This is a genomic window from Clostridium polynesiense, from assembly GCF_000820705.1.
In the GTDB taxonomy this organism is placed as follows: Bacteria; Bacillota; Clostridia; order Clostridiales; family Clostridiaceae; genus Clostridium_AA; species Clostridium_AA polynesiense.
In genome coordinates this window covers 25,234-45,443 of sequence record NZ_CCXI01000132.1, presented here as the reverse complement: position 1 = coordinate 45,443, position 20,210 = coordinate 25,234, and the positions used below count along the sequence as shown (strand labels likewise).

18 protein-coding genes are annotated in these 20,210 nt (G+C 35.5%); 10 read left to right on the top strand and 8 right to left on the bottom strand.

Going from position 1 to position 20,210, the window contains the following annotated elements; genetic code table 11:
* From TA89_RS13055 to TA89_RS13040, 4 genes are all read left to right on the top strand, one after another.
* Positions 1 to 937, top strand: a 937-nt coding sequence (locus TA89_RS13055; protein WP_040213985.1) for a PTS transporter subunit EIIC, incomplete at its 5' end; no start/stop codon positions are given.
* 153 nt (positions 938 to 1,090) lie between these two features.
* Positions 1,091 to 1,918, top strand: a complete 828-nt coding sequence (locus tag TA89_RS13050) for a Cof-type HAD-IIB family hydrolase (RefSeq protein WP_040213978.1) — start codon at positions 1,091 to 1,093, stop codon at positions 1,916 to 1,918.
* 21 nt (positions 1,919 to 1,939) lie between these two features.
* Positions 1,940 to 3,676 (top strand): ABC transporter ATP-binding protein, encoded by a 1,737-nt coding sequence (locus TA89_RS13045; protein ID WP_040213977.1) that lies wholly within the window; start codon positions 1,940 to 1,942, stop codon positions 3,674 to 3,676.
* Entirely contained in the window at positions 3,669 to 5,537 is a 1,869-nt protein-coding gene (locus TA89_RS13040) for an ABC transporter ATP-binding protein (protein ID WP_052447496.1), read from the top strand. Before TA89_RS13045 ends, TA89_RS13040 begins: the two co-directional genes overlap by 8 nt.
* 362 nt (positions 5,538 to 5,899) lie before the next feature.
* Here the strand turns inward: TA89_RS13040 and TA89_RS13035 are convergent, their stop codons facing one another.
* The 8 genes from TA89_RS13035 to TA89_RS13000 form a co-directional block, all read right to left on the bottom strand.
* Positions 5,900 to 7,042: a phosphomevalonate kinase gene (locus TA89_RS13035; protein WP_040213976.1), complete on the bottom strand. Its 1,143-nt coding sequence runs from the start codon at positions 7,040 to 7,042 to the stop codon at positions 5,900 to 5,902.
* A gap of 28 nt (positions 7,043 to 7,070) precedes the next feature.
* Positions 7,071 to 8,420: a tripartite tricarboxylate transporter permease gene (locus TA89_RS13030; RefSeq protein ID WP_040213975.1), complete on the bottom strand. Its 1,350-nt coding sequence runs from the start codon at positions 8,418 to 8,420 to the stop codon at positions 7,071 to 7,073.
* Position 8,421: 1 nt separating this feature from the next.
* A complete protein-coding gene (locus tag TA89_RS13025) occupies positions 8,422 to 8,694 on the bottom strand; it encodes a hypothetical protein (protein ID WP_082023942.1) in 273 nt (90 codons plus the stop codon).
* 112 nt (positions 8,695 to 8,806) lie between these two features.
* Positions 8,807 to 9,781: a diphosphomevalonate decarboxylase gene (mvaD, locus tag TA89_RS13020; protein ID WP_040213972.1), complete on the bottom strand. Its 975-nt coding sequence runs from the start codon at positions 9,779 to 9,781 to the stop codon at positions 8,807 to 8,809.
* Between the two features lie 15 nt (positions 9,782 to 9,796).
* Positions 9,797 to 10,762 (bottom strand): mevalonate kinase, encoded by a 966-nt coding sequence (gene mvk / locus TA89_RS13015; RefSeq protein WP_040213971.1) that lies wholly within the window; start codon positions 10,760 to 10,762, stop codon positions 9,797 to 9,799.
* A 419-nt stretch (positions 10,763 to 11,181) separates the two neighbouring features.
* Positions 11,182 to 12,936, bottom strand: a complete 1,755-nt coding sequence (locus TA89_RS13010; RefSeq protein ID WP_040213982.1) for an ABC transporter ATP-binding protein — start codon at positions 12,934 to 12,936, stop codon at positions 11,182 to 11,184.
* A 172-nt stretch (positions 12,937 to 13,108) separates the two neighbouring features.
* Entirely contained in the window at positions 13,109 to 13,738 is a 630-nt protein-coding gene (locus TA89_RS13005) for an ATP-binding cassette domain-containing protein (RefSeq protein WP_040213970.1), read from the bottom strand.
* Positions 13,735 to 14,043 carry an ATP-binding cassette domain-containing protein gene (locus TA89_RS13000; RefSeq protein WP_040213968.1) on the bottom strand — a complete coding sequence of 103 codons (309 nt, stop codon included), beginning with the start codon at positions 14,041 to 14,043 and terminating at the stop codon, positions 13,735 to 13,737. The genes TA89_RS13005 and TA89_RS13000 overlap by 4 nt, the downstream gene beginning before the upstream one ends.
* Before the next feature lie 480 nt (positions 14,044 to 14,523).
* On the opposite strand from TA89_RS13000, the gene TA89_RS12995 reads away from it, so the two are divergent.
* From TA89_RS12995 to TA89_RS12970, 6 genes are read left to right on the top strand one after another with little or no spacing between them, the layout of a single operon-like run.
* A complete protein-coding gene (locus TA89_RS12995; protein ID WP_040213966.1) occupies positions 14,524 to 15,225 on the top strand; it encodes a FadR/GntR family transcriptional regulator in 702 nt (233 codons plus the stop codon).
* Positions 15,218 to 16,588, top strand: a complete 1,371-nt coding sequence (locus TA89_RS12990; protein ID WP_147590131.1) for an acyclic terpene utilization AtuA family protein — start codon at positions 15,218 to 15,220, stop codon at positions 16,586 to 16,588. Before TA89_RS12995 ends, TA89_RS12990 begins: the two co-directional genes overlap by 8 nt.
* The gene (locus TA89_RS12985) at positions 16,581 to 16,892 is read left to right on the top strand and encodes a DUF4387 domain-containing protein (protein WP_040213963.1); all 312 of its coding nucleotides are present in this window, start codon (positions 16,581 to 16,583) and stop codon (positions 16,890 to 16,892) included. The genes TA89_RS12990 and TA89_RS12985 overlap by 8 nt, the downstream gene beginning before the upstream one ends.
* A gap of 15 nt (positions 16,893 to 16,907) precedes the next feature.
* The gene (locus TA89_RS12980) at positions 16,908 to 17,819 is read left to right on the top strand and encodes an ABC transporter permease subunit (protein WP_040213961.1); all 912 of its coding nucleotides are present in this window, start codon (positions 16,908 to 16,910) and stop codon (positions 17,817 to 17,819) included.
* Between the two features lies 1 nt (position 17,820).
* Complete coding sequence (locus TA89_RS12975) at positions 17,821 to 18,711, top strand: carbohydrate ABC transporter permease (RefSeq protein WP_040213959.1); 891 nt, start codon at positions 17,821 to 17,823, stop codon at positions 18,709 to 18,711.
* A 25-nt stretch (positions 18,712 to 18,736) separates the two neighbouring features.
* Complete coding sequence (locus TA89_RS12970; protein WP_040213957.1) at positions 18,737 to 20,206, top strand: extracellular solute-binding protein; 1,470 nt, start codon at positions 18,737 to 18,739, stop codon at positions 20,204 to 20,206.
* The last annotated feature ends 4 nt before the right edge of the window (positions 20,207 to 20,210 follow it).

The following is a 20,210-nucleotide window of genomic DNA, read 5'->3' as shown; positions in this document are numbered from 1 at the left end:
GATTTCCCAGCTTTTAGGACTGTTTTCAAGTTCACCCTTTGTGTTCTTATATATACTGGTAGGATATACAGCAGCAAAAGAATTTGGAGGAACACCTATTTTAGGAGCTGCAGTAGCTGGAATTCTAATGCATCCTGACCTTGCAAATATAACTTCCGTGAGCTTCTTTGGAATGACGTTATCGATACAAAAGGGAGCAGGAGGAATATTTGCTGTACTTCTTACAATTTGGTTTATGAGTTATGTAGAAAGAATGAGCAGAAGAATAGTACCTAAGGTACTTCAGCTGATTTTAGTGCCTCTTATAACCTTTGTAGTAACAGGCTTTGCTGCTATTTACCTCCTTCAGCCTATTGGAACAGCACTGTCAAACGGCTTTGCGTCAATAGTTACCTTTGCTATTAATAAGGGAGGAATCATAACAGGACTACTTCTTGGAGGCTCCTTCTCCACAGTTATAACTACCGGTCTTCATCAGGGGCTTACCCCTTTGTATGTGGATCTTTTGAATAAAACAGGAGTAAACCCGCTGCTTCCTATATTAGCCATGGCGGATGTAGGACAGGCAGGAGCAGCCTTAGCGGTATATTTTAAGGCTAAAAACCCGAAAATAAAGAGTATTGCAGCAAACTCTCTTCCTGTGGCACTTATGGGAATAACAGAACCTGTTATGTTTGGATGTAATCTTCCTTTGGGTAAGCCTTTTATAGCTGCTGCAGTAGGATCAGCCTTAGGGGGAGCCTTTATAGCAGCAACAAATGTGGTAAGTATAAGTTTGGGTTTATCCTCAATTCCTTTGATTGCAATTATTAAAAATGGATTCGTCCTTAAATATATCATAGGATTCTTAATCGCTTTTGGGGTTGCGTTTGCAGTAACCTACATGCTGGGTTTTGACGAAAACACAGAAGTTGAGGAGCTTAAGGAACTTAGATAAGAAAACTGGCATATAAAAAAAGTTAGTAATATACATCAATAAAATTTTAAGTTAAATATAAAAGATAGAAGAAATATTCTTCTATCTTTTATATTTTTAGGATGAATATGATAAAATAACTATTATATTTAATTTTAAATTTATGGAGGTAATATGAGTAAATTATACATAAGCGATTTAGATGGAACCCTTCTTAATAATGACTCTGTGCTGTCTGACTATACAGTTAAATCCTTAAATAAACTCATTGAGGAAGGAATGATTTTTTCTATTGCAACGGCTCGGACCCCTGCTACTGTAGTTAATCTGTTTGAAAGGGTAAACATTAAAGTTCCTGTGGCACTTATGAACGGTGCTGTAATTTATGATATAAAAAATAAGAAGTACATAGACGTAAGATCCTTTGAAAAGAGCACTGCAGAAAAAATAATAGAGGTTTTGGAAGAAAATTATGTTTCAGCTTTTATGTATACCATTGAAGATAACTATTTAAATGTTTACTATAAGTCATTAACTAACAGGCTGGAAAAGAGCTTTGTAAAGGCAAGGCTTAATACAGGTTTTAAAACCTTTATACAATGTCAGGGATATAATGAGTTTTTAAAGGAAGGAAATTCTATATTATTTTCCGTTATGGATGAATATTCTAAACTTGAAATCCTTAATGAAAGTCTTCAGGAAATAAGCGGAATAAGTTCCTTCTGCTACAGAGATATCTTTGACAAGGAGTATGGATATCTGGAAATATACTCTAAAGATACCTCTAAGGCAAAAGCTATAGAAAGATTGTGTGACATCATAGGGACAGATGAAATTATTTCTTTTGGAGATAATATTAATGACCTTCCTATGTTTGAAATTTCTAAGGAATGCTATGCAGTAGGAAATGCCGTAGATGCTGCAAAGGAAATTGCAGATGATGTTATTGACAGTAATGAAAAAGACGGAGTGGTGAAGTTTTTGTTGAATCAGAGGATATAACTTTCTATATGAGGTGACAAAATGGAGCATTTCAATAAATATATAAAAAAATACTGGAAACCATTTTTGGCTGCAGTGGCATTTTTGACTTTTGAGGCTGCCTGCGATCTAATGCAGCCCACAATAATGTCTAAGATAGTAGATGTGGGTGTGGCAAACAAAGATATGAATTATGTGCTCAGGCTTGGCGGAGGAATGCTTTTAGTTACAGCTATGGGAGCTTTTGCAGCCAGTATGAGAAATATAATATCCAGTAAGGTTTCACAAAAGTTCGGAGCAGAGCTTAGACTGGATTTATTTAAGAAGGTTCAGGGACTTTCCTTTGACAATATAGATAATTATGAGGGAGCTTCCTTAGTGACCAGGCTTACTAATGACGTCAATCAGGTACAGATTTTTGTAAACGGACTTATGAGAATATTTGTTAAGGCTCCTCTTTTGTGCATAGGAAGCCTTATTATGGCGGCGAGATTAAACTCCAAAATGTCCTGGATACTCATAGTAATCGTGATTATTGTAGGTTTGATTATAACCATGAATATGAAGATTGGTTACCCGTTTTTTAAGAAGGTTCAAAAGGCATTAGACAGGGTAAACAGCGTGATAAGGGAATATTTATCCGGAGTGAGAGTGGTTAAGGCTTTTAATAGATTTGATTATGAAGTAAACAGGTTTGAAAACACCAATGAGGAATTCTTCAAAGTATCAACAAAGGCTATGAGGGTAATGGCTATATTTTCTCCGGGAATTACCCTTACTGTTAATTTAGGTATTACAGCGGTTTTATGGCTGGGTGGCATAAGGGTAAGTACAGGAGAAATGCAGGCAGGAGAAATAATAGCTTTTATTAACTACATGACTCAGATACTGTTTTCCCTTATGATGATATCCTTTGTGTTTACTATGTTTGTCAGAGCTAAGGCTTCTGCAGAGCGTATTTCCGAGGTTTTAAAAGAGGAAAATACAATGATTCATAAAGAAAGCACTGTTGAGGAAACCTTTGTAAAAGGCAGGATAGATTTTGAAAATGTATCTTTTTCATACAAGGGAGCGGCAGGAGAACCGGCTATAAAGAATATAAGCTTTACCTGTATGCCTGGAGAAACCGTTGGCATAATAGGCTCTACCGGTTCAGGAAAGACTACCTTAATAAACCTTATTCCACGTTTCTATGATGCCACTTCCGGAAGGGTTAAGGTGGATGGTATAGATGTTAAAGATATTCCCATTAAAAATCTCAGGGAGAAGATAGCTCTGGTGCCTCAAAAATCCGTGCTTTTTACAGGAACCATTGAAGAAAATATAAGCTGGGGAAGAGAAAATGCAGATTTTCAGGAGGTAATAGAAGCGGCTAAAATCGCCAATGCCCATGAATTTATAGAAGATAAGAGAGAAAAATATAATACCATAGTAGGACAGGGAGGAGTGAATTTTTCCGGAGGTCAAAAGCAGAGAATAGCTATAGCAAGAGCGCTTATAAAAAAGGCTGAGATTTTGATTTTAGATGACAGCACCAGCGCTGTGGATGCTTCTACGGAAGCAAATATAAAAGAAGCTTTAAAAAAATACTCTAAAGGATTATCCACTATAATAATAGCTCAAAAGATTACCTCTGTGGCAGATGCTGATAAGATAATAGTTTTAGATGATGGAGAAATGGTGGGGATAGGCAGTCACAAGACTCTTATGAATTCCTGTGATGTATATCAGGAGATATTCAAGTCTCAGATAGGTAGGGAGATGACAGGAAATGAATAGAGAGAGAGGAAATAATAAAAATACCAATCAAGGTTTTCCCGGAGGAATAGGAAGGATATCCGGCAGGGGAGGTTTCGGAAGTCATAGAGGCATGGCTCCAGTGATTAAGCCTAAAAATTTTAAAGGGACCCTTAAAAGGCTTTGGGGATATTTTGGAAGAGAAAAAAAACTTTTGTTTATAATCTTTACATTCATAATAATAGATGCATTAATATTGCTTTTTGCACCCTATTTAATAGGAAAGGCGGTAGAATCTATGTCCTCTTTTAGTGAGGGAGTAGATTTTAATCTCTTAGGGATTATAGTTTTAACATTGCTTACAGCTTATGTTGCCAATGCTGTGCTTAACTTTTTTCAGGGGTGGCTTATGGCAGGGGTTGCTCAAAGGATAGTAAAGAGCTTTAGAAGCACATTATTTGAAAAGCTTCAAAAGCTTCCTGTGGCTTTTTTTGATGTACATTCTCATGGAGAAGTGATGAGCAGATTATCCAATGATATCGAAAACATAAGCGGTACTGTTTCTCAATCTACCACTCAGCTTATGTCAGGAGCCATAACTGTCATAGGATCTTTAACCATGATGCTGACATTGAGCCCGCTGCTAACTTCAGTTACTCTTGTTACTGTTCCTTTGGTTTTTGCTCTTGCAAAGACCATAGCAAGAAAAACCAGAGTGCTTTTCAAGGAGCAGCAGGCGGAGCTTGGCACTCTTAATGGACAGATAGAGGAAGCCATATCCGGCATACAGATAATTAAAGCCTTCAACCATGAAGAAAAATCTATACAAGAGTTTCAGGAGATTAATACAAGACTCTGTGAGGTAGGGACAAAAGCTCAAATATGGTCAGGTTTTTTAATGCCTATAATGAACGTGATAAATAATTTAGGGTTTGCCCTGGTTGCTTCTCTAGGCGGGATTTTGGCAGTAAAAGGATTGATTTCCGTAGGAGTTATAGCAAGCTTTTTGATCTATTCAAGACAGTTTACAAGGCCTTTAAATGACATAGCAGGTATATTTAATAATCTTCAGTCAGCGGTGGCAGGGGCAGAAAGAGTCTTTGAAATCCTTGATGAAAAGGAAGAACCCTTGGATCCCCCTGAGGCTTCAGAGCTTACAAATGCTGAAGGAGAGGTTACCTTCCAAAATGTAACCTTTGGATATAAAGAAGAGGTACCCATACTTAAAAACATAAGCTTTCATGCGAAGGCAGGCAGTAATATAGCATTGGTTGGGCCAACTGGGGCAGGTAAAACCACCATAGTAAATCTTATTACCAGATTCTATGATGTCAATAAAGGCAGTATACTTATAGATGGAAGGGATATAAAGGACTACTCCAGAAACAGCTTGAGAAATACCTTTGGCATAGTGCTTCAGGATACCTATTTATTTTCCGGCACCATAGAAGAAAATATAAGATACGGAAGACCGGAGGCAGATTTTGAAGAAATAAAAGAAGCAGCAAGGATGGCAAAGGCAGATACCTTTATAAACAGACTGCCTAAGGGATACAAAACCATGCTTCAGGAAAGCGGCGCCAACTTAAGTCAGGGTCAAAGGCAGCTTTTAGCCATAGCTAGAGCCATACTTTCTAAGCCATCTATACTAATATTAGATGAGGCAACCAGCAGTGTGGATACCAGAACAGAGCTTAATATTCAGCAGGCAATGCTTAATATAATGAAGGACCGTACCAGCTTTATAATAGCTCATCGCTTGAGTACCATAAGGGATGCGGATATTATAATGGTGATAGATAATGGACAGATAATGGAGCAGGGAAATCATGAAGAACTCCTTAAGAAAAAAGGAGTATATTATGATATGTACTACAGGCAGTGCTCCATGGGTGAATTATAGACTTAGAAGCTTTTAATAAGCTCCATGGTAAGAATATATAACTTGTGAAAATAATTGCTCAATCAGCAGTACTTTACTTTCATTGAGCAATTATTTTTTTATGTTATAAAGATAAATAAACATACATGAAGAGATAAATATAAAAGAAAAATATATATGTAAATATAAACAAATGGATATTTGAAACATTATATTAACAATTAAATCTCTATATGCATTGATAGAATACGGTTTTTTAGACAGGGAAAGGGATGGAGCTTCTTATTGGGTGAAGGAATAAAGTAAAGAAATCAAACAATGCTCATTTATCAAAGGTTTTTGATAAATGAGCATTGTTTGTATATATATTAAACTTATGAAGTTTAACTGCTTAAGTCTAATATATCCCAGTTTTTTTCATTTATTTTAAGCACATTAATCCCCTTCATAGAAACTGTTAAATCCAGGGGGATAATATTTGCTTTAATCCATTCTTTATAAAGCTCCTGTCTTTCGGTGTCTTTTTTTAGGAAGGCAATTCCACAGTCGCCTCCTCCTGCTCCTGAAGATTTTCCACAGCCAAAGTTATCAGCAATAGAACTTAGTTTTTTAAGCTTTTCTGTTTCTATATCTGCACCGGATTCTGCACCAAGGTTACAAAGTGCCTTGCGGTTTCTAACAAGTGCATTTACCGCTTTTGCACTATTATTTTCCTCAAAGCTATCAATTAATTCTTTTACTGAAAGAGAGCTTTCGTTTAAAAATTCTTCATAAGCATTTAAATTGTTCTTACGAAAACTTTGTATGCATTTAATCATTGGAGCTGTGGCTGCTGCTTCCTTTGTCCATCCTACAGCCAGACAAAGGTCAGAGGGTGGAGTCAATTTTCTGATGGATAAATTTGGCCAGGGACTTTTTATAATCTCTGTAAGTTTTTTATTATCCTCTAAGGATTTTAATATCCATGATGAGCTGAAAGCAGAATATTCAAGCCATCCGCCATAAACCGCAGCGGCAATATCTGCACCGGAACCGCTTCCTTGGGTTTTTAAATGGGCGATGGCAGAAAGCTTAAAAATTTCCTCAAGACTTGAAGAACCTCCATTCCTATGCAGCTGCAGAACAGCAGAAATTACCGCAGTTGAGATAGCAGCACTGGAACCAAGACCGTATTTTTTCCCTGTGACGGAATCATCAAGTTCGCTTACGATACTTAAATGAAAGGGACGAAGTGCTATGGAATTTTCATGAAGAAAAGCAATAGCTGCAGCCATAGAATTTTGAAGAAAATTCAGCCTTGAATCCTCTGTATTAAATTTTAATCCTTCCGATGTTAACTCCCAGGTAATATCCTCTAGTCCCATCTGTGGCAGAGAAAGGTGATTCTTACTGTGGGGTTTAATATAAGCCGTTACATAACGATTTACAGCGATGACTACAGCTTTTTGCTTTGGCTCCAGCACAGCATACTCTCCGGCAATCATGAGTTTACCTGGAACTTTTACGCTATAGCTTGAGTAATCCATATTTCTTCCTCTCTTTCTTTGATAAAATCTATAATCTTTGAATAATCCATGGTGCAGAGTATAAAATCATAAATAAAACCCCATAATTGACCCCTAATCTATATAAAAGTCCGGAAACTATGCCGATTAGAAGAACACCGGCAATATTAATCAAGCCTGCATCCATAAAAGCTAATAGAAGCACAAGACTGAAGAATAAGCCTAATAATGCCTCATGGGGAATTTTTTTAAAAACAAAGGCACAAATCTGTCTTGAATATTTTACTGCAATAAAATATGTAAACAGGGAGGCGATGGTGGCTCCTATTAGGGTTGACCACACAAAATCCCCATTTGACAAAAGGTGATGCATATTATGCTCTAAGGTATATACTGGCTGAGCATTAAAGAGCGGATTTGCCGGCCCAAGGGCTACGGGAGATAAAGGTATTCCCAAAGCTATAAGAGGAATCAAGGCTCCGGAAATATAAGTTGCCTGAGCTAGGGCTTCCATAGTAGATACTGCAAGGGAAGCCTTCTCAACAGGATCCTCTGTACGGCTTGCAAATAGCTCTCCAAAGAAGGTGGTTAGACCCACAGGACTTAGTATAAAGGTTACAGATCCTATAAGGGAAGCTATTACACTGTATACAGTCTCTTTTTTAGTTAAAATCTTAAAAGGATTTGGAAATTTTCCTATTTCTTCTGTGTCCTTTAAATTGATGGTTTTTTTGTCAAAACGCTTCATACTGTTTCTTTTATCTTTATTTAAAAGCTCAAAGAGGGTTAAAATAACCGGTCCTATGGTAATAGCCAGAAAGAAGGAGGTAAATACGTTTGTTCCTTTTGGTACTGCTCCTATTTCCCAGTAAAGATAACGAAGTCCTTGAATTAATAAAGCAAAGGGAAGTATTGAAGCAAGGGATACCCATCTATTTTTACTCATTAATGCCAGTAGTATTACTCCAATGAAAAACACTACATCTCCATATTGTTTAATAACATTTGCAAAAGGGATTAAGGCATTAGCCAGAAATAAACTCACCGGTATGGAAACTATAGTACCAATAATAGCACCGGAAGCAATTTTTCTGATACTTGTATCAGTTAATCCATGCTTTTTTAAAACCATGGCATGCTCCACCATAGGAGTAGACATAACACCTGCTGGAATCCCCGCCACTGAAACAGGAACTGCATCAATCAATTTGCATGCCACAATAGCTGAGATAAAGAAGGACAGGATTACTGCTGGATTTACTCCTGATAAAACCAGTACTAAGGTAATAGGTGCTATAGTTGCTGTTTCATCAGCACCGGGAGCAGCGCCTATAATTGTATACATAACTGCTGCAACTGCAGAAGCAAAGACCATTTGTAAAATTAATGGAATACTCATTTTAATCCTCCTGAATCTTTTCTATAAATAACCTTTTAGGCTTAATAAAAAAGCTGCATATTACAAAGCCCAGAATTGCACCGCTTAAACCAAAAAATAATGGTTTAGGAGGGGTATTAGGTGCAAGAAAATAAGCTGCAAAAGTAGTAAAAGTGCATATTGCAAGGGATACAGTTAAATCTTTTATATATACAAGATCTTCCCAAACTTCAATATTCTTTTTTGAAGCATCGTCTTGGGGAGACTTTTCTATTTCTAATGACATATTGTCCATAAATTCAACTCCTATTTAAATTATCCTTATAATATATTAAATGATTCTGTTTTTATAAATAGGCAATACTAAGGTGATTGAGTATTTCTTTATAACTACAGGATTCGGCCTTTTATAAATAAGTTATACCGGAACCGGGTTTGCAGGTAATAACTTCCAGTACCCCAGGGGTAGACAGTAAAGCTTTATACACCATTTTCTCATCTTCAGGGAGGCAGAGCACTTTTACATTTGGCCCTGCATCTATGGTGAAATAAACCTGAATACCGGAGAGCCTTAGCCTTTGAACTTTCTCAATTACCGCTAAGGTTCCGCTTTCCCAGTATATAATGGGAGGTTTTGCTCCAAGCATAGTAGCATGCATCTTAAGAGCATTTTCCTCCACTACCTCACCAAGAACTTTAAAATCCTTAATAGAAATAGCTTTTTTTGCTGTTTCTAAGTCTTTTTCCACAGTGTTAAGCCAGCCTTGATAAAAAGGAGAGGTAAGTACCGTACGCTTCATTCCTTCTCTGCTGGAGACCTTTTTTTCCTTAGAGGCTACTAGAACTGAAAGAATGCTTATATCCCATTCTTTTTCAGGTAAAAGCTGATTAGCGGCAGAATCCTTTCCGTCACTTTTTTCTCCTTTTTGCCATTCTACATATCCTCCATAAACAGAACGGCAGGCAGAACCTGAACCCTGCCGGGCAAGGATGGATAATTCCTTATCATTTAATTGTAAATTAAGAGCCTTAGCTGCAGCTCCTGCCAAGGCGGCAAAGCCTGAGGCAGAGGAGGCTAATCCTGCAGCTATAGGAACTTTATTTTCCGAGGTAATCATAGCATTTAAATCTATACCCGCTAATTCTTTTATCTTACTAAGAAAATTAAAAACCTTCTTTGATTCTTTTTCACCTGCTTCACTTCCGTTTAGCAGAAAGGTATCCTTACTAAAGCGTTCATTGAATTCAACGGTGGTTACTGTAAAAAATCTATCAAGGGTGATGGATATACTGCTGTTCATAGGTAAAAACAGCTTTTCATCACGTTTTCCCCAATATTTAATGAGTGCAATATTAGTGTTTGCCTTTGCTGTAGCTTTCATCTATCTATCCTCCAATTATCTTTCGGGAAAATATAAAGTATCCTGGCAAGTGGAAAAATACCAGCTTTCCAAGGCACCTGCCTTCATTAGTGCTTTTGATATCACTTTAGCTTTTTCTAAGTTATCTGCAAGGGCTATAATACAGCCTCCTAAACCACCACCTGTTAATTTTGCGCCCAGAGCCCCTTGAGATCTTGCTGTGTCAATTAAAGCGTTGAGCCCGTTATCACTGACACCTAGGGCAATAAGCTCCTGCTGATTGTCATTTAGTAATTTTCCCAGTAAATTTATATCCCCATTTAAAAGAGCTTTTTCCGCCATATCAGTAATTTCCTCTATTTTATCCAGGGATTTTTTTACCTTTTCCCCATCCTTAAGGTAATTTTTTCTTACATTTTCCACTGCTCTGCGGGTATCACCAATTCTGCCTGTATGGGCAACAGCAATAAACAAAGGAGCCTCTGAAATGAGAGGGGTTATATCCTTGCCCTTTTGAAAGAGGATAGGATGTCTGCTTGATACTGCCGCCATGTCTATGCCGCTGGGTTTGCCATGAGCATATTCTTCCGCTATTTGAACAAGGTAAAACAGCTCTTTTTGTGAAAGCTTTTGATGAAAGAAGGAAAATAAACCTCTTACTACCGCCGTAGCTACTGCTGCACTGGAGCCTAAACCGCTGCCTAAAGGAATAGCGGATTCAATTTCAATACTTAATCCCTCTAAGGGTTTATCTAAAGTATTTAGTGTTTCCTTTATGCATTCTAAAATACCCTTCATCCTTCCAGGCATTTTCTCCAGAGGACCGGTATAAATTGCAGATTTAAACTTAATAATTCCAAAGGATTCCTTTATTAAAGCTTTTACCTTTAAAGGGAAGGGGAGAGCAATAGCCGGTTTACCGTAAACAACGGCGTGCTCTCCTACTAATATTAACTTGCTGTGTGTTTCTCCTTCCGCTGATTTAGCAGAAACTTTATTCATATAAGACCATCCTTTCAAAACCCTGCAATTCCTTAATCTTCACCTTTAAATATAGTGCAACTTAAAGACAGTGGAAAATTTTAAATTTCCCCTTAGAGCTTAGTATTTATAATATAATTCTACCGAAAATATATACTTTTTATAGAACTTTTTATATAGTCTATCACTCAAGAGGTGTATCTTCAACTTAAATCAATGCTATCATAAAGAAAGATATTTGAAAATGATAAACATTATCAGTCAATAATAAATTATAATTGTAATAGAGGATTCTATCAAGCCTGCTTTTAAGTATTTAAATGTAAATTTAAAAAAATATATTGAATTATGGATTAAATCAAAGGGGAAATCTATTTATATAAGTAAAATACACAGAAGGCATTTAAGCTTTCTGTGTATTTTATTATCCGGTTATTTTATTAAGAAACCTCTTTAAATTGGTAATTATATAGTTCAGCATAAATACCGTTTTTCTTAATTAAGGTCTCATGATTTCCTATTTCTTTTATTCCTTCATCGGTTAAAACTATAATTTCATCTGCGTTTTTAATGGTAGAGAGCCTATGAGCTACTATTATTGAAGTCCTTCCTCTGGATAGTTCCTCAAGGGCGCTTTGTATAATCATTTCAGTAGCATTATCCAGAGCTGAGGTTGCTTCATCCAATATTAAAATAGATGGATTCTTAAGGAAAACTCTAGCTATGGAAATACGCTGTTTTTGTCCTCCTGAAAGCTTTACTCCACGCTCTCCTACATATGTGTCATAGCCATTTTCCAAAGACAAAATATAGTCGTGAATATTTGCTTTCTTAGCTGCCTCAATGACTTCTTCATCAGTAGCTTCTAAGTTTCCGTAAAGAATATTTTCTTTTATGGTTCCAGTAAAGAGGAATACATCCTGAGCAACTATACCTATATTTTTTCTTAAAGAGTTTCTTGTTAAGGTGGTTATATCGTGTCCATCAATAGCGATTTCTCCTGAAGAAATTTCATAAAAGCGAGGGATTAAATGGCATAGAGTAGTTTTACCACCGCCGGAGGGACCTACTATTGCCACAGTTTTACCCTGTTCTATATGAAGAGAGAGGTTATTTAATATTAAGTTGTTTTCATCGGATTCTTCACCGTCTTCATTTAATATTCCATTTTCGTATTGAAAGCTAACATTTTTAAAATCAATTACTCCATTAAGCTTGTCTATTTCTATAGCATCTTCTGCTTCAGGTTCCTCTGCCACCGCCATAAGCTGTTCGAAACGCTGGAAGCCTGTCATACCGTTTTGAAGCTGCTCATAAAACTGAACCAGACGTTTAAGAGGGTTTAGGAACATGCTGATAAATAATATATACATTGCAAAGTCCCCTACATTTATTATTCCTTTAAAGTAGAACATTCCTCCTACCACAAGAACTAATAAATATAGTAAATCCATAAATAAGCCCATTCCGGCAGAGAAGTGAGCCATTACCTTGTAAGCGGCAGCTCTGGCAGCTTTGAAGCTTTCATTATAGTTGTGGAATTTTCTTTCTTCATATTTAGAATTAGTATATGCTCTTGATACCCTTATACCTGCAATAGAGTTTTCTAAGCTTGCATTAACCTCTGCTATCTCTTCACGGGTTTTGGTAAAAGCATTGCTCATGTTCCTTCTCATTTTCATTGAAAACCAAACAAGAGGTGGAAGAGATAAAAAGATTATAACGGTAAGAGGCACATTTATTGTACTTAATATTATAAAGGAGCCTATAAGAGTTATAATTGATATAAATAAATCCTCAGGACCATGGTGAGCAAGCTCTGAAATGTCCATTAAGTCATTTATTATCCTTGACATAATAGTACCGGTTTTATTTTCATCGAAGAAAGAAAAGGGAAGCTTCTGAAGACGAGCAAAAACATCCCTCCTCATATCTGCCTGCATGCGAACTCCCACAATGTGACCATAATACTGAATAAACCAATTAAGTGCTGCTTTTAATATATAAATAAAAAGAAGTGCAACAGACCATACAATCAATAATCTTAAGTTCTGGTTTGGAACATAATCGTTGATGATGTTTCTTGCAATTATAGGATAAAACAAGTCACAGATAGCTACAGTAAAAGCACAGAGCAAATCAAGAAAGAATAGTTTTTTATGCGGCTTATAGTAGCTTATAAATTTTTTAATCATATTCATAGATCAATAATCTCCCCCTTTAAACTTCATAATGTCCTAACATAAAATTTTACAGTATAAATGAAAAATTATCAAATATTCACTTATACTGTAATTTAGAATTAATTTGTTTTAATTTATTTAATTCTCTGGAAATTTCCATAAACCTGAGGTTAAGATATTATTTTTACTCTTCCTCCAGAGCTTCACCAAGCCTTCCGCTTATAAAAGCAAGCTCCAGCTCCAGTTTTGATATTTCATCCTTTATCTTATTGAGATTATAAAAACCTTCTGAAGAGGATATAGCCTTTTTATTTTGTGAATATTCTTTATAGCTCTGCTCATAGGTGTTTATTGTAAAATCTTTAAGTTCAAAGATTTTATCAGCTATATTATTTATAAAATATCTATCGTGGGAAACAAAAAGTATGGTTCCCTTGAAGCCCTGAAGAACCGCTTCAATCCTTTCCCTTGACGCTATATCAAGATAGTTGGTTGGATCATCCAAAATTAACAGATTTGCTCCTGAAAGCATGAGTTTAGCAATAGCTGTTCTGCTGCGTTCTCCCATGCTTAAGCCCTGAACTCTTATAAGATATTTTGGAAGCTTTATTGTATTGAGGTTTTTATTGATAACTTCAAAGGCAGGAACAGACTCCTCTTTTGGTTTTTCAATCTTATTACTTTCAAGCCTTTCTAAAGCTTTTTCCTTAGCATGCATTATGCTAACCTGTTTTTTTGCCTTAGACCGCCAAAAATCGTTCTGCTCTGCGGATTTATGAGCCTTATCATACCAGATCCTTCTGTCAGTTATCATCTCCCTGAGTGCATGGATTTCCTGCTGTTGCCTGCCATATTCCTTAAGAGTATTTCTTTGCTCATTTTCTCAAAGAAAAATTCATTTGGATTAAGATACCTTATTTTTAAATGGGAAGGAGAATAGCTAAGACTTCCTTTTTCATATTCCTCTAAGGCTGCTATAATCCTTGCCAGGGTGGTTTTTCCCACACCGTTTCTGCCAATCAGTCCTATTTTTTCACCGCTGTTTATCCTTCCTGTTATATTTTCAAAAACAAGTTTTCCTTTATAATCCTTACTTAAGTCATTAAAAGATACCATCATAAAATCATCAACCTTTCTATGACCTCATGAGACAGGGGAGTTAACAGAGAGAAAAAATAATAAAGCTGCAGTACTTAAACTCTGCAGCTTAACAGGCAAATTAAATAAAGGCACAACAAAAAAATAAAACTTAAGCCTTTAACCTCTGTGCATATAAATAGTACTAGTTCCTAACTGTTAACTCTAAAAAAGTACATAGCTGTCCCATGACCTTTAAAGAATTTTATTACATTGCTCACCTCGTATTCATAATATTTGATATTACTATCAAATTAGTAATAACAGAATTTTGAAAAAAGTCAAAGAAAAATAAGCAGGAATAAAAATGAAAAAATGCAAAATAATTATTGTATATGAAAATTAAGTGTGCTATATTATATGTAAACAATGTAAACGATGTAAATCGTTATATTTTTTTACTGTTAATTGTTAAACAATATAACAATATAACAGTAAAATAAGTATTTTGGGAGGAGAAAAATGTTTAAACAAGTTAAGTCTCAAAATTTATCTGAGATGGTTGTAAAACAGATTATTGAATTAATTGAAGCAGAAGAGTTAAAGCCAGGTGATAAGCTTCCTCCGGAAAATATTTTTGCTGATGAGCTGGGGGTAAGCAGAGGAATTCTTAGAGAAGCTTTAACCATTTTACAATTTCAAGGTTTTATCAGCAGAAAGCCAAAAGATGGGACATACATAAGAGAATTAGGGGATTACAAAAAGGCCAACCAATCAATCACTGAATCTCTCAAGGATGCTACTTATATGGATTTAATCGAGGTTAGAGAAGCTTTAGAATTAAGAACTGTTGAGTTAGCTATTGAAAGAGCAAGGGATGAAGAAATAATTAAGATTAAAGATTATTTAAACAGCATTAATATTGATGATAAAAACTACAATATTATGGATTATAATTTTCATTTAAAAATAGCGGAGCTCTCTAAAAATATACTATTAATAAACTTTATTGATAACTATTATGGTTTAATTGAAGAGCTTGGAGAAAAGAGCAATAAAAAGGCAGAAAGAAAACAGGAAATAATTGATGAGCATAAGAGCCTTATTAATGCAATATACAGCAGGAACGTTAAGATGGCAAAAGAGGCTCTGACCTATCATTTAAGAAAAGTCAGAGAAATAATAAGTAAGAATGATATTACAAAGGGGGGCAATAATGAATAAGCAGATAAAGATTTTCTCTCCTTGTGGAATATTAGGATATGGATTTCCTATAGAATCCTTTGAAAACGGTTTAAGAGACAAGCCTCATGCTATAGTGGTTGACGCAGGATCAACGGATGCAGGTCCGCATAAGCTGGGTGCTGGAGTATCTATAGTAAGCAGAATGGCATGCAAAAAAGATCTTCTCTTGTTAATCAAGGGAAGCAGGAAATTGAATATTCCTCTTATTATAGGGTCTGCTGGAGGTTCAGGTGCCAGAGTCCATACCGACTGGACCTTAGATATTATTAATGAAATACTAAGAGAAGAGAAAATCAATATAAAAATGGCTGTAATATGGGCAGATATAGAAAAAGAAAGGGTAAAGAGGGCAAATAAATCAGGGGAAATACTGGATATGGGAAGCAATATACCCAAATTAAATGATGAGATAATTAACGAAACAAACAGTATTGTAGCCCAAATGGGAATCGAACCTATAATTGAAGCATTAGAGAAAAAGTCGGAAATAATATTATGCGGAAGAGCATATGATCCTGCACCTTTTGCTGCGGTAGGTATATTTAATGGCTTTGATCCGGCATTATCCTTTCATCTTGGTAAAATACTGGAGTGTGGAGCTTTATGTGCGGAGCCCGGTACTACTAAGGATTGTATTATGGGGGTTATTGAAGAGGATAGTTTCTATGTATATCCAACTAATACCGGAAGAAAATGTACCACTACCAGTGTAGCGGCACATACCTTCTATGAGAAAGACCATCCATACATTTTAAAGGGACCGGGAATAGAGTTGAATCTTAAGGATTGCGATTTCCAGGCTGTAGATGAAAGAACAGTAAGAGTAAAAAACAGTAAAATAATCAATACTCCGGAATATTACATTAAACTTGAGGGGGCAAGAAAAGTATTATACAGAACCTTTGTAGTAGCAGGTATAAGAGATCCTCTTCTTATAAATAAGGTGGAAAAGATAGAAGCTATGGTGGTTAACGGAGTTAAGGAGTATTTTTCTGAAATACCATCTGAGGATTATAGGATAAACTTTATAAATTATGGATTAAATGGAGTTATGGGGGAATTAGAACCTTCAAAGGAGATTCCAAAAGAAGTAGGTGTGTTATTTGAAGTTTTGGCTAAAACACAGGAACTGGCTTCAGCCATATGCAGTGCTGTAAGGTCTTCCTTTATGCATTATGGATATGAGGGCAGAAAATCCACTTCAGGAAATCTTGCGTTTCCCTTTTCTCCAAGTGATATTGATTTTGGACCGGTGTATGAGTTTAGCGTTTATCATTTAATGAAAGTTAAAAATGGAAGAGAAGTATTTCCTATTGAATACATGGAGGTTAACAATGGATAAATTAGTGGAACTGGCAAAGGTTTTGAGAAGTAAAAACAGCGGCCCTTTTTCTATTACACTAGACATCCTTTTCAAAGATTATCCTGGTTACAAGAGAGTGGTAGATTCTAATAAAATTACTGTAAAAAGCGTTGCAGAACTATATAGATTAGATGAAAAAGATATTACTGAATTGGTTTTCTTTGATAAAGGATTAGGAATTAAGATAACCTTTAACAGGCGAATATCTTCCGGTACAGCCGGTGATAGAGACGTATATGGAGCTCAGCAGCATGCACCGCTTTTTGATATTTTAATACCTTAAAAGAGGAGGTTTGCAGTGGAAATCAGAGGCGTAAAGAAAAAGATAAATCAAATAAAAAAAGATAAGATTTTATATCTTCTTATAGCTCCTACCTTAGTGTACTTTTTTATATTCAGATTATGGCCTATATTAAATATGAAATTAGCTTTTTATGATTATAAAGCAGTTGGACCGTGGAAATTTGTGGGGTTGAAATACTTTAACCTAATATTTAAATCTCCCTCTATAAAAATAATTTTAACCAATACTCTTATAATAAGCTTTATGAAATACGTGCTGCTGTTTCCTTTTGTGGTGTTATTTGCAATTCTTCTTGCTGAGATAAAAAGCACATTTTTCAGAAAATATGTACAGATAGTATCCTTTTTGCCGCACTTCTTATCCTGGGTTGTTATAGCAGGGATTTGGATATCCTTCCTATCTCCTTCCAGCGGAGCAGTAAATCAAATACTGGGGATATTTAATATACCTTCTGTGAGTTTTATGACTAATAAAGATACTATAAGATGGGTCCTTTTGTTTTCTGAGGCATGGAGAAGTATAGGATGGGATTCCATCATATACTACGCTGCAATCATATCAATTAGTCCAAGCATCTATGAAGCAGCAACTATAGATGGTGCAAATAGATTCAGCATAATTAAATATATTATTATTCCTGCTCTTGTGGTTCCTATGGTAACAATGTTTATATTAAATTTAGGATTCTTCTTAAATGCTGGATTTGATCAGGTGCTAAACTTCACTAATGATGCTGTTAACAGTAAAATAGACATTCTTGATACTTATATATACAGGATAGGATTAATAAATGGACAGTATTCCTTGGGAACGGCAGTAGGAGTTATTAAAGGAATAGTAGGAGTTGTTTTAGTACTGTTTACACATTTAGGGTCCAAAAAGTTAACAGGTAAAGGAGTTTGGTAGGGTGAAGAAGTTAAAAGATAAGTTCAGTTTTTATCAGATTATTATAATTATTATTTTTACATTTATAACATTAACCATGATAATACCGCTGCTTAATATTCTGGCAATTTCTTTATCCGACTCTTCAGTTTCTGCAAAAATGTCAGGATTGGAGATTTTACCAAGAAATCTAAGTTTATTAAATTACAAAGTAATACTAAGTCATCCGGTTTTATTACCGTCCCTTCTCAATTCTATATTTATAACCGTTGTAGGAACAGCGATTAACATGTTGCTAACTACCACAGCAGCTTATGTTTTGACAAGACCAAAGTTAGTTTTTAAGAAGGTTTTAATGGTATTTCTGATATTTATGATGCTGTTTGATCCTGGAATAGTACCTGAATATCTAGTAATTAAGGATTTAGGTCTCATGGGAAGCCAGTGGTCTGTTATATTGGTTAATGCTGTAAATGTATATTATTTAATAATTATGATGAGATTTTTCAATGAAATTCCTCAGGAAATGTTTGAGGCTGCTGAGATAGACGGCTGCGGACATTTAAATCTTCTTTTTAAAGTAGTTTTTCCTTTATCTAAAGCAGGTATTGCAACTATAACTATGTTTTATGCTGTGCTGAGATGGAATGAGTATTTTAAAGCAAGTATTTATATAGGAAGTGCAAAAAAGACCACACTGCAGGTAATATTAAGACAGTTTATAGTTTTAGATGACACTGTTTCAATAATAGGAGCTCAAAACATCCTAAACTACAATGAACTTGCAAAGCTTGACTATAATGCATTAAAGTACGCCACTATAATTGTGGCAATCATACCCATACTGATACTTTATCCGCTGGTGCTTAAATACTATGCTGGAGATGTAATGGCTGGGGGAATAAAAGAATAAAAGTAAAAATTAAGGAGGAAATATAATGAAAAAATTTATGTCTGTTTTTTTAGTTTCTATTATGTCCTTAACTTTAGCTGCAGGGTGCGGAAAAACTCCTGCAGAAACTCCCGGAAGTGCAGAAAAAATTGGTACTAAAGATAATCCTGTAAAGGTCTCTATCATAACCAAGGATGTTAGTCCTAAGGAAGAGGATGTTAAAAAGCTGGTGGAGCAGATTGAAGCAGGGCTTGCAAAAGAAGAAAAATTTGTGAAAATAGAATATCTGGAACCACCTGCAGGAGCTTATGCTGAGGCTGTGCCTTTAGCTTTTAGAACAGGACAGATTTCCCCGGATATAATCTACTTTCAAGGAGGAGACATACCTATTTCAAATGATGGTATGTTAGAAGACCTAACTCCATATATTGAAAAATCTAAAAATCTAAAAAATATTCTTGAAAACCATACTACTGAAAAGCTTAAAAACTATCCTTATCTATTATGGCCTGCAGCTGCCAGAGTAAGTACACCTGTTATGAGAAAAGATATAGCGGATAAGCTTGATAGCTATAAAGATGTTGTTGAAAACCCAACAGCAGAAAATTATGAAAAGATGTTTAAGGAAATAGTAGATAAAAAATTAGCGAAATATGCTATAACCGCAGATGGTGATTTGACAAGATTAGATAGTGTATTTAATCATGCTTTTGGAGTTACTGCAACGGTAATTAAAGAAGATAATAAATGGGTATTCTCTAAAGCAACTAAATTTGAAAAAGACAAGCTTGAATATTACGCTGATCTATATAAACAAGGATTAATAGATCCTGAATATATAACTAAGAAGTGGGATGCTATGGAGAAATCCTTCTATGAAGGACAATCTGCTTTTGTAGCTGCTACTGCAGGAAAAGTTATAGATATATATAATAATAAAATGATTCAGACTCAAGGAAAGGGTGCTGAGCTGGTAGTACTTCCTCCGGCGAAAGGTGTTTCTCAGGGTTATCAATCTGTTGATGTTACAAAAGAATCAAGAGGTTTTGCTATAAATTCCCAATCAAAAGTTAAAGAAGCTGCCTTTGCTGTTCTTGATTTCATGGCAGGTCCGGAAGGTATGAAGCTTGATAAGCTGGGAATTAAGGATGTTCATTATACAGAAAAAGATGGGAAAATAGTTTATACAGATAAGTTTAAAGAATGGTGGCCTAGATTCTTCGAGACTATTAATAAATTCGAACCTCAACCTGCACTAGCTGAACCTATAATGGCTAAGCCAGCCCTTAATTCTCTTGAAGAAGCAAAAAAATATTATAAGCAGGATGTAAATGTTATAATACCTGCTGAACTTACTCCTCAATGGGATGCTATGAGAGCTGTATATAAAGAGTATGCTTCCGACATTATAAGGGGTGTTAAGCCAATAAGTTCCTTCGATGAGTTTGTTAAAAAATGGAATGAAGCTGGAGGAAATGAATTCTCAGCATATTTAGAAGAAAAGCTGGGAAAATAAGATA

Excerpts from the sequence above, each read along its gene's own strand:
- TA89_RS13050 (WP_040213978.1), top strand. The coding sequence starts at position 1,091 with ATGAGTAAATTATACATAAGCGATTTAGATGGAACCCTTCTTAATAAT.
- TA89_RS13045 (WP_040213977.1), top strand. The coding sequence starts at position 1,940 with ATGGAGCATTTCAATAAATATATAAAAAAATACTGGAAACCATTTTTG.
- TA89_RS13040 (WP_052447496.1), top strand. The coding sequence starts at position 3,669 with ATGAATAGAGAGAGAGGAAATAATAAAAATACCAATCAAGGTTTTCCC.
- TA89_RS13035 (WP_040213976.1), bottom strand. The coding sequence starts at position 7,042 with ATGGATTACTCAAGCTATAGCGTAAAAGTTCCAGGTAAACTCATGATT.
- TA89_RS13030 (WP_040213975.1), bottom strand. The coding sequence starts at position 8,420 with ATGAGTATTCCATTAATTTTACAAATGGTCTTTGCTTCTGCAGTTGCA.
- TA89_RS13025 (WP_082023942.1), bottom strand. The coding sequence starts at position 8,694 with ATGGACAATATGTCATTAGAAATAGAAAAGTCTCCCCAAGACGATGCT.
- mvaD (WP_040213972.1), bottom strand. The coding sequence starts at position 9,781 with ATGAAAGCTACAGCAAAGGCAAACACTAATATTGCACTCATTAAATAT.
- mvk (WP_040213971.1), bottom strand. The coding sequence starts at position 10,762 with ATGAATAAAGTTTCTGCTAAATCAGCGGAAGGAGAAACACACAGCAAG.
- TA89_RS13010 (WP_040213982.1), bottom strand. The coding sequence starts at position 12,936 with ATGATTAAAAAATTTATAAGCTACTATAAGCCGCATAAAAAACTATTC.
- TA89_RS13005 (WP_040213970.1), bottom strand. The coding sequence starts at position 13,738 with ATGATAACTGACAGAAGGATCTGGTATGATAAGGCTCATAAATCCGCA.
- TA89_RS13000 (WP_040213968.1), bottom strand. The coding sequence starts at position 14,043 with ATGATGGTATCTTTTAATGACTTAAGTAAGGATTATAAAGGAAAACTT.
- TA89_RS12995 (WP_040213966.1), top strand. The coding sequence starts at position 14,524 with ATGTTTAAACAAGTTAAGTCTCAAAATTTATCTGAGATGGTTGTAAAA.
- TA89_RS12990 (WP_147590131.1), top strand. The coding sequence starts at position 15,218 with ATGAATAAGCAGATAAAGATTTTCTCTCCTTGTGGAATATTAGGATAT.
- TA89_RS12985 (WP_040213963.1), top strand. The coding sequence starts at position 16,581 with ATGGATAAATTAGTGGAACTGGCAAAGGTTTTGAGAAGTAAAAACAGC.
- TA89_RS12970 (WP_040213957.1), top strand. The coding sequence starts at position 18,737 with ATGAAAAAATTTATGTCTGTTTTTTTAGTTTCTATTATGTCCTTAACT.